We start from the raw sequence: 13,987 nt of genomic DNA on the forward strand, positions 1-13,987 counted from the left end.
AAGCCCGCCGCGGTCCATCCGGCGGTGCCGCGCTGATGGCGACCCGCGCCGTGCCCCCGCCCTCCGACGAAGACGCGGCATCCGCGGTCGTGCTGCGCGCGGGCGACGCGCGGGACCTCGCCATCGTCGACGCGCTGATGGGCGACGCGTTCGACCCAGCGTATGGCGAGGCGTGGACGCGGACCCAGTGCCTCGGCGTGCTCGCGCTGCCCGGCATCCAGCTCGTCCTCGCCTTTGTCGATGATCGGCCCGCGGGCTTCGCGATGACGCGGACGGTGCTCGACGAGGCGGAGCTGCTGCTGATCGCGGTCGCGACCGATGCGCGCCGCCGCGGCATCGGCACCGCGCTGGTCGGCGCGGTGATCGCCGACTGCATCGCCGCCACGTCGCCACGCTGCATCTCGAGGTGCGCGCGGGCAATGAGGCGGTCGAACTCTACACCGCGCACGGTTTCGCCAAGGTCGGCGAACGCCGCGCCTATTATCGCGGCCGGTCGGGGGTGGCGCATGACGCGCACACCTATTCGCGCGCGCTCGGCCACTGAGGCTTATTGCGAGTCACTATCCCTTTTCGCAACAGCGTTAACCGCCTACATGGAGGTTTACCAAGGGAATGACACATGCCGCGCAAGATCGATCTGGAAGCCCTCTGCAACGAGAAGGGCCTGCGCATTACCGAGCAGCGCCGCGTCATCGCGCGCGTCCTGTCGGAAGCGGATGATCATCCCGATGTCGAAAAGGTCTATGAGCGCGCCTCGGCGATCGACCCCGGCATCTCGATCGCGACCGTCTATCGCACCGTGCGGCTGTTCGAGGAGGCGGGCATCCTCGACCGCCATGATTTCGGCGACGGGCGCGCGCGCTACGAACCCGCACCCGAGGCGCATCACGACCATCTGATCGACGTCGAGAGCGGCAAGGTGATCGAATTCGTCGATCCCGAGCTCGAACAGCTGCAGAAGGCGATCGCCGAGAAGCTCGGCTTCCGGCTCGTCGACCACCGCATGGAACTCTACGGCGTCGCGCTGACCCGCAAGGACTGATCCGATCGGGCGCCTGCGTCTCGTCGCGCGGCTCGCGGCGCTGCTGATCGCGCTGCTGCTCGCGCTGCCGGTCCACGGGCTGTGGCGGCTGTTCGGCCGGCGATCGCCCTGGCCGCCGCGCTTTCTCGGGCTGGTCGGCCGGATCGTCGGCGCACGGCGACGGATCGTCGGCACGCCGCTGCTGCATGACGTCGTGTTCGTCGCCAATCATCTCAGCTGGATCGACATCCTGCTGCTGTCGGGCGCGACCGGCACCGCCTTCATCGCCAAGGCCGAGCTTCGCCGGGCGCCGCTGGTCGGCTGGCTCTGCACGCTGAACGCCACCATCTTCGTCAGCCGCGCCGATCGCATGGCGGTGACCGCGCAGATCGCGCAGCTCCGCGACACGCTCGCGCGCGACTGGCCCGTTGCGCTGTTCCCTGAGGGCACGACCGGCGACGGCGTCACGCTCCTCCCCTTCAAGGCCGCGCTGCTCGCCGCGCTCGACCCGCCCCCGCCGGGCGTCCGCGTCCAGCCGGTCCGCATCGACTATGGCCCCGCCACGCACGAGCTCGCCTGGGTCGCGACGAACCCGGCCAGCACCACGCCGCCCGCGTCCTGAAACGCCGCGGCAGCTTCGTCGCGACCTTGCACTTCGCTGAGCCGTTCGCCCCCGCCGATTTCGGCAACCGCAAGGCCATCGCCACCGAAGCCCGCCGCCGTATCGAAGCCCTCTGACTATTCTGTAAGGGGGAGCGCGTTGCCCTCACCCCGCCCCCAACACCACCCCGGCGAAGGCCGGGGCCCAGTTGGCAAGGCCGGAGTAACGAGGCGTTGCCCTAAGTCAGCAACGCCCCCCAACTGGACCCCGGCCTCCGCCGGGGAGGTGCACATAGTTGATGTCGTGGCACCCTCGGATACCGGCCCCCGAAGACGCCCCTCCCCCCACGCACACAAATTTGGTACGGCGCGCGCATGACCTCGAAACCCAAGACCTATCACGTCAAGTCGTTCGGCTGCCAGATGAACGTCTATGACGGCGAGCGCATGGCCGAACTGATGGCCGCCGACGGGCTGACCCAGGCCGATGCGGTCGATGCCGACATCGTCGTGCTCAACACCTGCCACATCCGCGAGCGCGCGACCGAAAAAGTCTATTCGGACATCGGCCGGCTGCGCAAGGACCAGCTGCGCAAGAACGGCAAGACGCCGATGATCGCGGTCGCCGGCTGCGTCGCGCAGGCCGAGGGGCAGGAGATCTTCACCCGCGCCAAGGTCGACGTCGTCGTCGGCCCGCAGGCCTATCACAACCTCCCCGACCTCGTCGCAAAAGCCGCGGCGGGCACGCCGTCGCTCGACACCGACATGCCGCTGCTGTCGAAGTTCGGCGCGCTCCCGACGCGCCGCAAGGTCGCGCCCTCGGCCTTCCTGACCGTGCAGGAAGGCTGCGACAAGTTCTGCACCTATTGCGTCGTCCCCTACACCCGCGGCGCCGAGATCAGCCGGCCGTTCGCGGCGATCGTCGACGAGGCGAAGGCGCTGGTTGACGCCGGTGCGCGCGAGATCACGCTGCTCGGCCAGAACGTCAACGCCTGGTCCGAGAACGAGCGCGGCCTCCACGACCTGATCCGCGACCTCGACCGCATCCCCGGCCTCGCGCGGATCCGCTACACGACCAGCCACCCCAACGACATGACACAGGGCCTGATCGACGCGCACCGCGACGTCGAGAGCCTGATGCCGTTCCTCCACCTTCCCGTCCAGGCGGGCAGCGACCGCGTGCTGAAGGCGATGAACCGCAGCCACACCCGCGATTCCTATCTCCGCCTGCTCGACCGGGTCCGCGCGGTGCGCCCCGACATCGCGCTGTCGGGCGACTTCATCGTCGGCTTCCCCGGCGAGACCGATGCCGAGTTCGAGGACACGCTGAGCCTCGTCGACGCGGTCGGCTATGCGCAGGCCTACAGTTTCAAATACAGCCCGCGCCCCGGCACCCCCGCCGCCGCGATTACCGAACAAGTGCCCGAGACGGTGATGGACGAGCGTCTCCAGCGCCTCCAGGCCGCGCTAAACCGCGACCAGCACGCGTTCAACGCCGCCACCGTCGGCCGGACCTGCACCGTGCTGCTCGAGCGCCCCGGCAAGCTCCCCGGCCAGCTGATCGGCAAGTCCCCCTGGCTGCAGTCGGTCCACCTGATCGGCGACCATGCGATCGGCGACCTGGTCGAGGTAACGCTCGTGGCGGCCGGCCCCAATTCGCTGACCGGCGTGGAACGCATCGCGCAGGCCGCCTGAAACCGCCCCACCTTTTACCACCACCCCGGCGAAGGCCGGGGCCCAGTTGGGGGACGTCGGTGGTGAAAGACGGCGCTCCGTTACGACCACCTTTCCACCTTGACCCCGGCCTTCGCCGGGGTGGTAAGAAGCGGGTGGATCAGTTCGGAGCGTGTTCCTTGACGTACGCCTCGGGATCCTTCTCGACGACCTTCACGCCGTTCAGGTGGTTCGCCTCGAACGCCGCGAACCGGACGCCCAGCTCGTGCCGCTCTTCCAGCGTCGCATGCTTGCGGAAGTCGGTCAGGCCCTGGCGCTCTTCCTCGGCGAGGTGATCGCTGTTCGCCTTGTTGCATTCGCCGACCGCCTCGAACCACGCGTCCGAGCCGACCGGGTGCTTGTCGACCGCTTCGCCGGTTTCGCGGATGTCGTTGTGATCCTCGATCGCGTCCTCGGTCTCCTCGGCGGCCGAGTCGGCGTCGTTGCCGCCGGTGCCGATCTTCATCAACCGCGGGTAGAAGAAGCGCTCTTCCGCCTCGGCATGCGCGTCGAGCAGGTTCTTGAGGCGGGTCCACAGTGCCGACAGCGCCTCGGTGTCCTTGGCGTCGATGCTGTCGATCTGTGCGAACAGCGCGCGCTGCTGGGCATGTTCGTCGAGGATGAGCTGGGTGATGTCCATGATGGCCTTCCGAATGGGTTCGGACGGTCAACCGCGCGCGCCGTCACGGGTTCCTATTGCGATTCGCTCTCTGTTCGGGCGGCGGGTTCAGACCGCGACGGGCGCCTTGATGTGCGGCTGCGCGACGTAATCGTGGAGTACGAAATCCTCATACTCATATGCGTCGATCGAGTCCGGCGTGCGTACGATCTCAAGCCGCGGGAGCGGGCCGGGGGTGCGGCCGAGTTGCAGTCGCGCCTGCTCGAGATGAGTCGAATAGAGGTGGCAGTCGCCGCCGGTCCAGATGAACTCGCCGACCTCGAGTCCGCATTGCTGCGCGAGCATGTGCGTCAGCAGTGCGTAGCTGGCGATGTTGAACGGCACGCCGAGGAAGATGTCGCCGGAGCGCTGGTAGAGCTGGAGCGAGAGCTTGCCGTTCGCGACATGCGTCTGGAACAGGCAGTGGCAGGGGGCCAGCGCCATCGCGTGCAGATCGCCCGGGTTCCACGCGCAGACGATCTGGCGGCGCGAGGCAGGGTTGGTCTTGATCTGGTCGACCAGCTCGGCGATCTGGTCGATATGGCGACCGTCGCCGGCCACCCAGTCGCGCCATTGCTTGCCATAGACGGGGCCGAGATCGCCGCTCTCATCCGCCCATTCGTCCCAGATCGCGACTTTGCGATCCTGCAGCCAGCGGACGTTGGTGTCGCCGCGCAGGAACCACAGGAGTTCGACGATGATCGAGCGAAGGTGAAGCTTCTTCGTCGTCAGCACGGGGAAGCCCTGCGCGAGATCGAAGCGCATCTGCGCGCCGAAGACGCTGAGCGTGCCCGTGCCGGTGCGGTCCATCGTCTCGACTCCGGTCGAGAGCACGCGGTCCATGAGGTCTAGATATTGGCGCATCGCGACGGCCTAGCGGTGCGGGACGGATCGCTCAAGCGGATGCAGTTGTGGATGCGACAGGGGCAGCAATACGGCAGTCGAGGTGGTGCCCGCGTCGCCCGCCTCCGCTCCGATCATTGCCGACCTTGCAGCGGCATCCGCGCTTTTCGCAAGACTCGGGCATGCAACGACCGAGGCGGTAGCGGTCGCCTATCTTGATCCGAATCGGAGGCTTTTAGGCATGCGGCATGTGGCGGGCGGGCGCGATCAGGTGCGGATCGCGGTACGCAGTATCGCTGCCGATGCGCTGGCGTTCGCGGCGCAGGGGGTGGTGATCGCGCACAATCATCCGAGCGGGGACGTGACCCCGAGTACCCGCGACGTGGCGTTTACCCGTGCGCTGGCGGCCGGGTTGCGGACCGTGGAGGTCGTGCTGCTCGATCACGTGGTGATCGCTGGCGACCGGGTGGCGAGCCTGCGCGCGATGGGGGTGGTCTGACGGTCCGGAGCAACACTTGCTCCACCCGGTGGCGCTATTTCGTCCGGCAGGCGCGGATCGCCTCGGGCGCGGGGCGCGGGCCGGTCGCACGGAACATGGCCATATAGCCGCCCGCCGACGGCATCTCGTCCCTGTCGACCTGCGTATAGCCGACCGCCGCGAACTCGCATTTGAGCAGTGCGGGCGGCGTGCCGTGGTTGCGCGTCTCGCGATCGGCATCGACGACGACGACGAGTCCGTCGGGTTTCAGGGAAGGGCGAAGCCGCCACAGGAATTCATAGGGCTGCTCGATCTCATGGTACATGTGCACCATCAGCACGCGGTCGAAACTCGCCGGGGGCAGCTTCGGATCATTGGCTTCACCGAGCCGCACGCTGACATTGGCGCGATCTTCGCGCGCGACGCGCTCCGCCAGCTGGTCGCGCACGCTCGCGACGATGTCCTCTGCGAGAACGCGACCGTCCTTGCCGACCCGCGCGGCGGCGCGGATCGTGTAATAGCCCTCGCCTGCGCCGATATCGGCGACGGTCATGCCCTTGCGGATATCCGCCTTGGTCATGACCTCGCCCGCTTCGTTCAGCCGGTCGCGCGCCTCCTCGTTCGACCAGCGCGCGGAGACTATCGACGCGACCGGCCGGTCGGCGGCGGGGAAGGAGTCCGCATCCTTGGGTTCATGCTGGATCAGCGGTTTGCTGCCATCGCATGCCGCCAGCAGCCAGAACGGAGACAGCAGCAGGGCCAGGACGCGCGTCATCTTCAATCGACGTCCTCCACCTCGACCGCTTCGCCGGTCACACGCTGCGACAGCGCGGCGGCCATGAACGCCTCGAGATCGCCGTCGAGCACGTCCGACGGACTGGTCGAGACCACGCCGGTCCGCAGGTCCTTCACCATCTGGTACGGCTGCAGCACATAGGACCGGATCTGGTGGCCCCAGCCGATATCGGTCTTCGACGCATTCTCGGCATTGGCCGCCTGCTCGCGGATCGCGAGCTCGCGTTCATAGAGCCGCGCGCGAAGCTGGTTATAGGCCTCGGCCTTGTTCTTGTGCTGCGATCGCTGGTTCTGGCACTGGACGACGATGCCAGTCGGGACGTGCGTGATGCGCACGGCCGAGTCGGTCGTGTTGATGTGCTGGCCGCCTGCGCCCGATGCGCGATACGTATCGATGCGCAGGTCGCTCTCGTTATACTCGACCTCGATATTGTCATCGACGACCGGATAGACCCAGACGCTGGCGAACGACGTGTGACGACGCGCCGCGGAATCATACGGGCTGATCCGGACGAGCCGGTGAACGCCGCTCTCGGTCTTGGCATAGCCATAGGCGTTCTCGCCCTTCAGCAGCAGCGTCGCGGACTTGATCCCCGCCTGCTCGCCCGAATGCTGGTCGACCAGCTCGACCTTCAGCCCGTGGCGTTCGCCCCAGCGCGAATACATCCGGCTGAGCATGCCCGCCCAGTCCTGGCTCTCGGTCCCGCCGGCGCCGGCATTGACCTCGATATAGGTGTCGTTGGCATCGGCCTCGCCCGCAAGCAGCGCCTTGATCTTGTCCTTGTCCGCGCGGGCGGCGAGTTCGGCGAGCGCGGCGACGCCGTCCGCTTCCATCGCGGTGTCGCCCTCGGCCTCGGCCATTTCGATCAGCTCGGACGTGTCGCTGAGCTCGCTTTCGATCGCGCGCGTCGCACTGATCGCCTCGTCGAGACGACGACGCTCGCGCATCACCTCCTGCGCAGCCTTGGGGTCCGACCAGAGCGCCTGATCCTCGCGCGCGCGTTCAGCTCGTCGAGACGACGCAGTGCGCGGTCCCAGTCGAGAAAACGGCGCAACAGCGCCAGCGCGTCCTTGATGGTGTCAACGTGAGCCTGCGCTTCGGCGCGCATGGGTATTCTCCAGTGTTGGGGTCGGCATGAACAGCCAACCCCGGAATATGGGGACGGCTAGTAGATTCCGCCCTGTCTTTGCAAGAAATCGCTGTCGCGCGGAGCCTCTGCCTTAGGGGCGGCGGTCGGCGCGGTGGTGGTGGTGGGAGCGGGGCCCGCACGGCGCGCGGCACGCCGCGGCTCGCTTTCGGGCTTGAACGCTTCCCAGATGACGCCCGGCTTGGGATCGTCGGTGTTCGGCCATGTCCCATAGACCGGGCGGCCACTCCCCCGGTCGATCCGGACCATCCGGATGCCCGCGGGTGCGCGGAATGGCAGCTTGGGCAGATCGGCATAGGCCTTGACCGCGAATTGCTTGAAGATCGGCGCCGCCAGCGTGCCGCCCTGCGCCGCGCTGCCAAGGTTCCGCGGCGTATCGAAGCCGATATACAGCCCGCCGACATATTGCGGGGTTCCGCCGATGAACCAGACGTCGGTCGGGCCATTGTTCGTGCCCGTCTTGCCGAACATTGGCCGATCGAGATCACGCAGCGTCACCGCGGTACCGCGCTGCACCACGCCTTCGGTGATGTGGACCATCTGATAGGCGGTCATCGCGTCGAGCACCTGGCGCTGGCGCGCGACCGGACGCGGCATCGGCTTGCCGTCCCAATCGGGGGCGTTGCACCGGTCGCAGGCCCGCCAGTTCTCGGGCCAGATTACCTTGCCGTGCCGATCCTGGACGAAGTCGATAAGCGACGGCGGCCCGCCCTTGCCGTTGTTCGCGAGGATCGAATAGGCGTTGACCATCCGCCCCACGGTCGTCTCGCCGGCACCCAGCGCGAAGGAGAGATAGGGCGCGTAATCGCCGACGCCCATCTTCTTGATGGTGGCCACGACCTTGGGCATGCCGGTCTGCGCGGCGGCGCGGACCGTCATCAGGTTGCGCGACTGTTCGATGCCCCAACGCATCGTGTGCGGCCCGGCGCCGCGCGAATTGCCGAAGTTGCGGAAGCATTTCTGTCCCAGCCGCGCACCCTGATAGACACAGAACGGCCCGTCGACGATGATCGAGGCGGGCGTCATCCCGTTGTCGAGCGCGGCGGAATAGACGATCGGCTTGATCGTCGATCCAGGCTGGCGCATCGCCTGGGTGGCGCGGTTGAACGCCTGGAGCCGGTCGTCGAAGCCGCCCTGCATCGCAAGCACGCGGCCGCTGGCAGGCTCCTCGACGACGAACGCACCTGAGACCTTGGGGATCGCCCGGAGCGCGAACTCGCCGCCTTCGGGCGCGACCGCGATGATGTCGCCGGTCTTGATCGCCCCGAACGCATTGCCGCCCTTGCCGCGCACCGCCATCTGCGCGGCATATCGTGGCAGCGTGCCGGTCTTGCCGGTGCGGAAGCCGAGGCTCCAGCTATTGCCGTCCTTGCCGGTCACGATCGCCGCCACCCAGTTGCGGTAATCGAGTGCGATGTTGCTGTTGAGCAACGGCTGGAGCCAGTTGTCGTCCTCGATCTCGACATGGCGGATCGGCCCGTTCCAGCCGCGCCCGCTGTCGAAGCGGACCAGACCATCACGCAAGGCCTGCTGCGCCAGATCCTGCAACCGCGTGTCGAACGAGGTCCGCACCCAGAGGCCGCCCGAGTAGACGCTGTAAGGGCCGTCCTTCGCGCTTTCGCCGAACTTGGCCATCAGCTGGCGGCGGACTTCCTCGACGAAATAGCCGCCGACGCTTTCAAACCGGGGCGTGCGTCGCAGCACGACGCCCAGCGGTTCGGCGTTCGCCGCGTCGAATTGCGCGCGGGTGATGAACCCGTTCTCGAGCATCCGGTCGAGCACATAGTTGCGCCGCGTCATTGCGCGGTCGTGATAGCGCACCGGATCGTAATTCGACGGACCCTTGGGCAGGATCGCGAGATAGGCGATCTGTGCGAGATCGAGCTGGTCGAGGTCCTTGTCGAAATAGGCGTGGCTGGCGGCTTCGACGCCGAACGCGTTCCGGCCAAGCGCGATCTGGTTCAGATAGAGTTCGAGAATCTGCGGCTTGGTCAGCGTATCCTCGATCTTATACGCCAGCACCGCTTCGCGCAGCTTGCGCGTCGGCGAATATTCGTTGCCGATCAGAAGGTTCTTGGCGACCTGCTGCGTGATCGTCGATCCGCCGCGGGCGCGTCGGCCGCTGCCGATCTTCGAGACATAGTCGAAGACCGCGCCGGCGAGCCCCGGAAAGTCGACGCCGTGATGCTCGAAGAACGACTTGTCCTCCGCGGCCAGGAACGCATTGATCAGCATCGGCGGATATTCGGCGAAGCTGAGCTCGACGCGACGTTCGCGCGCATAGCTGTGGATCGGTGCCCCATCGATCCCGCGCACATTGGTCGGCAAGGGCGGTTCGTAGGTGCGCAGCGTATCGACCGAGGGAAGGTCGCGGACGACGATCAGCCAGAAGCCGAACAGCGCGATCAGCCCGAGGCCGAACAGCGCGAGCGCCGCCTTGGTCCAGCGGCTCGCCCAGACGCGCGCGATACTGCCGCGCAGTCTGTCGGTGGTCCGGCGGGTCGCCGTCGAAGAGTTTGGGGAAGGATCGGACGCCATATTCGTGCCCCGCGTCTAGCAGGTTCGCGCGTCCTTGCCAGCCGCGTTCGGCGGGGTGGGGGCTGGGCACGACGGTCGCGGTGGTGCGCGACCCCCGGAAAAGCGGTTGCGCCACGACCGATCTGTGGCAGCAGGCGGCGATGACTCCGCCGCCGCTACCGATCCTTGCGTCCTGCCCGAACTGCTTACCGCGCTGCGTACGCGGTCCTCCGCCGTGCTCGTCGCGCCGCCGGGCGCGGGCAAGACGACCGCGGTCGCGCTGCGCTGCTCGAGCAAGCCTGGTGCACCGGCGAGATCCTGCTGCTCTCACCCCGGCGCCTCGCCGCGCGCGCCGCGGCGGAACGCATGGCGGCGACGGCGGGCGAGCCGGTCGGGCGGACCTATGGCTATGCGACGCGGATGGACAGCAAGCGATCCGCGGCGACGCGCGTCACGGTCGTCACCGAGGGCATCTTCGTCGCGCGGATCCAGTCCGACCCGGAACTGGCGGGGGTGTCCGCGGTGCTGTTCGACGAGGTGCATGAACGCAGTCTCGATGGCGATTTCGGGCTCGCACTCGCCCTCGACGTGCAGGCGGGCTTCCGTCCCGACCTGCGGCTCGTCGCGATGTCGGCCACGCTCGACGGCGCGCGGTTCGCGGCGGTGATGGACGACGCGCCGGTGATCGAGAGCGAGGGGCGGAGCTATCCGCTGACGCTGCGGCATATCGGTCGCCCGGGGGAGGCGCGGATCGAGGATGGCATGGCGGCGGCGATCCGCCGTGCACTCGTAGAGGAGCAGGGCGGCGTGCTCGCCTTCCTGCCGGGCGTCGCGGAGATCGAACGGACCGCGGACCGGCTCGCGAACCTGCCCGACGACATCGTCGTGCACGAACTTCATGGCAGCCTCGATCCGGCGGCGCAGCGCGCGGCGATCCTTCCCGAACCCGATGGCCGTCGCAAGGTCGTGCTGGCGACCAGCATCGCCGAGACCAGCCTGACGCTCGACGGGATCCGGATCGTCGTCGATTCCGGTCTCGCGCGGCGTCCGCGTTACGATCGCGCGGCGGGCATGACCCGCCTCGTCACCGAACGCGCGAGCCAGGCCGCGGTCACGCAGCGCGCCGGGCGTGCCGCGCGTCTGGGCCCAGGCACCGCCTACCGGTTGTGGGAAGAGCCCGCGACCGCGGGACTGCCGCGATACGATCCGCCCGAAATCCTCGAGGCTGATCTGTCCGCGCTGGTGCTCGCCTGTGCCTTGTGGGGTGTCGCCGACCCCCGTGACCTGCGCTGGATCGATGCGCCGCCCGCTGCGGCGATCGACGAGGCGCTGCGCCGGCTGGCGACGCTCGAGGCGATCGACGAGGACGGTCGTCCGACGGCGCATGGCCGTGCGATCGCAAAGCTGCCGATGCCGCCGCGGCTTTCCCATATGCTGTTGCGCGCCGGAGAGCGGGGGCTGGCCGAGGTCGCCGCGCAGGTCGCGGTGCTGCTCGGCGAGCGTGGCATCGGTGGGCAGGACGTAGATGTCGAAACCCGCTTGCGCCGCTGGAAGACCGAACGCGGCGCGAAGGCGCAGGCCGCGCGCGGGATGGCCGAGCGGTGGGCCCGCCTCGCACCGTCGCGCGGGTCTCTCTCGCCGGCAGACGGGGGCGTCGCCACGTGCATCGCGCTTGGCTATCCCGACCGCGTCGCCCGGCGGCGTGATCCGTCCGGCGAAACCTGGGCATCGGTCGGCGGACGCGGGTTCCGGCTCGATCCGACGTCGCCGCTGGCGCGTGCGGAATGGCTTGCGGTCGCCGATACGCAAGGGTCCGCGGCGGGCGCGCGGATCCTGTCCGCGGCGGTGATCGATCAGCCGACGGTCGAGGCGCTGTTCGCCGATCGGATCGAATCGCGCCGCACGGTCAGCTTCGACCCAGCGACCGGCGGCATCCAGGCGCTCCGCGAACGCCGGCTCGGCGCGATCCGGCTGTCGAGCGGACCCGACAGCGGCGCCGATTCCGACGCGATCCTCGCCGCGCTGCTGGAGGCGGCTTGCGAGCACGGTCTTTCGCTGCTGCCGTGGAGCGACGGCGGGCAGGCGTTGCGCGACCGCGCCGCTTATGCGGGGGTGCCGCTCGACGATGCGGCGTTGCTCGACCGCCTGGACGAATGGCTCGCGCCTCTGCTCGTCGGAAAGCGCCGACTCGATGCGATCGCCCCGGGGGCACTCGTCGAGGCGTTGCGCAACCTCCTCGGCTGGGATGCAATGCAGATGATCAACCGCCTCGCGCCGCCCGATTTCACGAGTCCGGCGGGCACCACGCACGCGATTGACTATGCCGCCGAGGGAGGGCCGCGCGTCGAACTGCGCGTCCAGGCGCTGTTCGGGCTCGGCGTGCATCCGACCATCGGCGAAGCACGTGTCCCGCTGGTGCTGAGCCTCACGTCACCGGCGGGACGCCCGATCCAGACGACGCGCGATCTGCCCGGTTTCTGGGCGGGAAGCTGGGTCGCGGTCGCCAAGGAAATGCGCGGTCGCTACCCCAAGCATCCCTGGCCCGACGATCCCGCCGCGGCATCGGCGACGCTGCGCACGAAAAAGGCGGATGCAAGGGGCGCAACTTCGCGATAAGGGGAGCCCATGCCAACCGCCCGTATCTTCCAGCGCCCCAAGAACGCCATGCAGTCCGGCAAGCACCGGACCGACAGCTGGCAGCTCGAATTCGAACCCTCGGAGCCCAAGCGCCCCGACCCGCTGACCGGCTGGGCCGGCAGCGGCGACACGCGAGACCAGCTCCGCCTGTTCTTCCCGACCGCCGAGGCCGCGATCGCGCATTGCGAGCGTGAGGGGTTCGGCTACACGGTCGTGCCGGCGCCGCAGAAGACGCTGAAGCTGCAGAGCTACGCGGACAACTTCAAATAAGCGACTACCCGACGCCGTTCCGGCGACGGGGTTGAAAACGGCTCAGCGCGCGCGTCGCTAGAGGATCGATCCCGCGAGGATCAGCAGCATCTTCGCGTCGATCGCGACGCCCGCCTCGCGCTTCGCCGCGACAAAGGCGGGAATGTCGGTGAGTGGTACGCGGTGGACGGTGATGTTCTCGTCACCATCGCCGCCGCCGTCGCCGACCCTGGTCAGCCCGGTCGCACGGACCAGCGTGAAGCATTCGGACGTCATCCCCGGCGACGAATAGAACAGCCCCAGATCCTCGATCGCAGCCGCGCGGTAGCCGGTTTCCTCCTCGAGCTCGCGCCCGGCGGCGACCGCGACGCTCTCGCCCGCGGTCTCGTCACCCACCAACCCGGCGGGCAGTTCGAGGCAGGCGCGGCCCAGCGGTACGCGAAACTGTTCGACCAGGATGACGTTGCCGGCGTCGATCGCGACGATCACGGCCGCGGCGATCTGCCCGCGACGTTCCGCATATTCCCAGGTGCCTTCAGTCTGCACGGTCAGGAACTTGCCCGCCCATACGGTCGTGCTCATAATTCGATCAGCCTGTCGGGAAGTTCGTTGATCGCCGCACCGGTTCGCGGGAAATGCTCGGCGAGTACCGTGCCGATCTGCGCGACGGCATCGGCCATGCCGTCTGCCGGCCGGTCGTCGCGCACCGCGGTGAGCACGGCCGCCATCGCCGCGCCCCAGATCTCGTTCGGCACGCGCGAATGGATGCCCGAGTCCGCGACGATCTCCGCGCGGTGTTCGGCAAGCGACAGGTACAGCAACACGCCGGTCGCGCCGCGCGTGCGCTTTTCCGCGCCCGCCCGGAACAGCATCACTGCACGCCGGCGCACCCTGCGCGATTTCGTTGCGCCTGGCGTCAGCGCGAGCCGTAGCGCGGGGATGGTGAGCAGCAGGCGCATGCCCAGGAACACCAGCGTCATCAGGACGAGCGCGATCGCGAACAACGCGCCCTGTGGTGCCGACTGCGCCCACGGGTCGACGAGCCGCGCATAGATCTGGTCGGCCGCCAGCGGGTGCAGCGCGAGCACCGCAAGGCTCAGCAGCATGGCAAGCACGGACCATTGCAGCGAGACGTCGTGATAGGCGTCGGACTGGCGCGCGACGATCGTGACGATCTCGCCCGTCGTCGTGGTTTCGGCCTGCGTAACGGCGGCGGTGACGCGGCCGTGATCGGCTTCGCTCAATCGCATGTCACCAACTCCCCGATGCGCCGCCGCCGCCGGCAGAGCCGCCGCCGCCGCCGCCAAAACCGCCGCCCATCCAGCCAC

General features: G+C 68.3%; 14 protein-coding genes and 1 pseudogene. 8 read left to right on the forward strand and 7 right to left on the reverse strand.

Translation table 11 applies throughout. The features are described from left to right. Positions 1 to 137 precede the first annotated feature (137 nt). From NI18_RS28020 to miaB, 5 genes and pseudogenes are all read left to right on the forward strand, one after another. Positions 138 to 320, forward strand: a pseudogene (locus tag NI18_RS28020) (ribosomal-protein-alanine acetyltransferase); the annotation flags it as partial. An 86-nt stretch (positions 321 to 406) separates the two neighbouring features. Continuing rightward, positions 407 to 544: a hypothetical protein gene (locus NI18_RS28025; RefSeq protein ID WP_347574850.1), complete on the forward strand. Its 138-nt coding sequence runs from the start codon at positions 407 to 409 to the stop codon at positions 542 to 544. Between the two features lie 75 nt (positions 545 to 619). Further along, positions 620 to 1,042: a Fur family transcriptional regulator gene (locus NI18_RS11870; protein WP_031394622.1), complete on the forward strand. Its 423-nt coding sequence runs from the start codon at positions 620 to 622 to the stop codon at positions 1,040 to 1,042. A 193-nt stretch (positions 1,043 to 1,235) separates the two neighbouring features. Beyond that, positions 1,236 to 1,643 carry a lysophospholipid acyltransferase family protein gene (locus tag NI18_RS27020; RefSeq protein WP_306286388.1) on the forward strand — a complete coding sequence of 136 codons (408 nt, stop codon included), beginning with the start codon at positions 1,236 to 1,238 and terminating at the stop codon, positions 1,641 to 1,643. A 353-nt stretch (positions 1,644 to 1,996) separates the two neighbouring features. After that, complete coding sequence (gene miaB, locus NI18_RS11880; protein ID WP_084215174.1) at positions 1,997 to 3,316, forward strand: tRNA (N6-isopentenyl adenosine(37)-C2)-methylthiotransferase MiaB; 1,320 nt, start codon at positions 1,997 to 1,999, stop codon at positions 3,314 to 3,316. A gap of 139 nt (positions 3,317 to 3,455) precedes the next feature. Here the strand turns inward: miaB and NI18_RS11885 are convergent, their stop codons facing one another. Together NI18_RS11885 and NI18_RS11890 are read right to left on the reverse strand one after the other, a co-directional pair. After that, entirely contained in the window at positions 3,456 to 3,974 is a 519-nt protein-coding gene (locus NI18_RS11885; protein WP_031395906.1) for a hemerythrin domain-containing protein, read from the reverse strand. An 87-nt stretch (positions 3,975 to 4,061) separates the two neighbouring features. Next, positions 4,062 to 4,856, reverse strand: a complete 795-nt coding sequence (locus tag NI18_RS11890; RefSeq protein ID WP_037530047.1) for a thymidylate synthase — start codon at positions 4,854 to 4,856, stop codon at positions 4,062 to 4,064. A gap of 85 nt (positions 4,857 to 4,941) precedes the next feature. Here NI18_RS11890 and NI18_RS11895 point away from each other — a divergent pair, with 85 nt between their 5' ends. Then, the gene (locus NI18_RS11895; RefSeq protein ID WP_198527007.1) at positions 4,942 to 5,334 is read left to right on the forward strand and encodes a JAB domain-containing protein; all 393 of its coding nucleotides are present in this window, start codon (positions 4,942 to 4,944) and stop codon (positions 5,332 to 5,334) included. A gap of 34 nt (positions 5,335 to 5,368) precedes the next feature. Here the strand turns inward: NI18_RS11895 and NI18_RS11900 are convergent, their stop codons facing one another. The 3 genes from NI18_RS11900 to NI18_RS11910 all read right to left on the reverse strand — a co-directional run bounded on the left by NI18_RS11900 (position 5,369) and on the right by NI18_RS11910 (position 9,794). Then, on the reverse strand, positions 5,369 to 6,088 hold the full coding sequence (locus tag NI18_RS11900; RefSeq protein ID WP_052149167.1) for a methyltransferase domain-containing protein: 720 nt from the start codon (positions 6,086 to 6,088) through the stop codon (positions 5,369 to 5,371). A 2-nt stretch (positions 6,089 to 6,090) separates the two neighbouring features. After that, positions 6,091 to 7,217 (reverse strand): peptide chain release factor 2 gene (gene prfB, locus NI18_RS11905; RefSeq protein WP_128082200.1). Its coding sequence is split into 2 segments (ribosomal slippage): positions 6,091 to 7,103 and positions 7,103 to 7,217, totalling 1,128 coding nucleotides; the frame shifts between segments, so codons are not numbered across the junction. A 57-nt stretch (positions 7,218 to 7,274) separates the two neighbouring features. Next, positions 7,275 to 9,794 (reverse strand): transglycosylase domain-containing protein, encoded by a 2,520-nt coding sequence (locus NI18_RS11910; protein WP_031440010.1) that lies wholly within the window; start codon positions 9,792 to 9,794, stop codon positions 7,275 to 7,277. Between the two features lie 165 nt (positions 9,795 to 9,959). On the opposite strand from NI18_RS11910, the gene hrpB reads away from it, so the two are divergent. Continuing rightward, positions 9,960 to 12,389, forward strand: coding sequence for an ATP-dependent helicase HrpB (gene hrpB, locus NI18_RS11915; protein WP_306286389.1), 2,430 nt, complete (start codon positions 9,960 to 9,962; stop codon positions 12,387 to 12,389). A gap of 9 nt (positions 12,390 to 12,398) precedes the next feature. Further along, positions 12,399 to 12,680: an ETC complex I subunit gene (locus tag NI18_RS11920; protein WP_031440756.1), complete on the forward strand. Its 282-nt coding sequence runs from the start codon at positions 12,399 to 12,401 to the stop codon at positions 12,678 to 12,680. Positions 12,681 to 12,737: 57 nt separating this feature from the next. Here NI18_RS11920 and NI18_RS11925 read toward each other — a convergent pair whose 3' ends face one another. Then, positions 12,738 to 13,244 (reverse strand): NUDIX hydrolase, encoded by a 507-nt coding sequence (locus tag NI18_RS11925; protein WP_037530055.1) that lies wholly within the window; start codon positions 13,242 to 13,244, stop codon positions 12,738 to 12,740. After that, positions 13,238 to 13,909 (reverse strand): TPM domain-containing protein, encoded by a 672-nt coding sequence (locus tag NI18_RS11930; RefSeq protein ID WP_037530049.1) that lies wholly within the window; start codon positions 13,907 to 13,909, stop codon positions 13,238 to 13,240. The genes NI18_RS11925 and NI18_RS11930 overlap by 7 nt, the downstream gene beginning before the upstream one ends. Positions 13,910 to 13,987: the final 78 nt, after the last annotated feature.

This window comes from Sphingomonas sp. Ant20, from assembly GCF_000783375.1.
Lineage (GTDB): Bacteria > Pseudomonadota > Alphaproteobacteria > Sphingomonadales > Sphingomonadaceae > Sphingomonas > Sphingomonas aerolata.

Coding starts and splice junctions, on each gene's coding strand:
- NI18_RS11900 (WP_052149167.1), bottom strand. CDS start 6,088: ATGACGCGCGTCCTGGCCCTGCTGCTGTCTCCGTTCTGGCTGCTGGCG.
- NI18_RS11885 (WP_031395906.1), bottom strand. CDS start 3,974: ATGGACATCACCCAGCTCATCCTCGACGAACATGCCCAGCAGCGCGCG.
- NI18_RS11890 (WP_037530047.1), bottom strand. CDS start 4,856: ATGCGCCAATATCTAGACCTCATGGACCGCGTGCTCTCGACCGGAGTC.
- NI18_RS11870 (WP_031394622.1), top strand. CDS start 620: ATGCCGCGCAAGATCGATCTGGAAGCCCTCTGCAACGAGAAGGGCCTG.
- NI18_RS11920 (WP_031440756.1), top strand. CDS start 12,399: ATGCCAACCGCCCGTATCTTCCAGCGCCCCAAGAACGCCATGCAGTCC.
- NI18_RS11910 (WP_031440010.1), bottom strand. CDS start 9,794: ATGGCGTCCGATCCTTCCCCAAACTCTTCGACGGCGACCCGCCGGACC.
- miaB (WP_084215174.1), top strand. CDS start 1,997: ATGACCTCGAAACCCAAGACCTATCACGTCAAGTCGTTCGGCTGCCAG.
- NI18_RS11930 (WP_037530049.1), bottom strand. CDS start 13,909: ATGCGATTGAGCGAAGCCGATCACGGCCGCGTCACCGCCGCCGTTACG.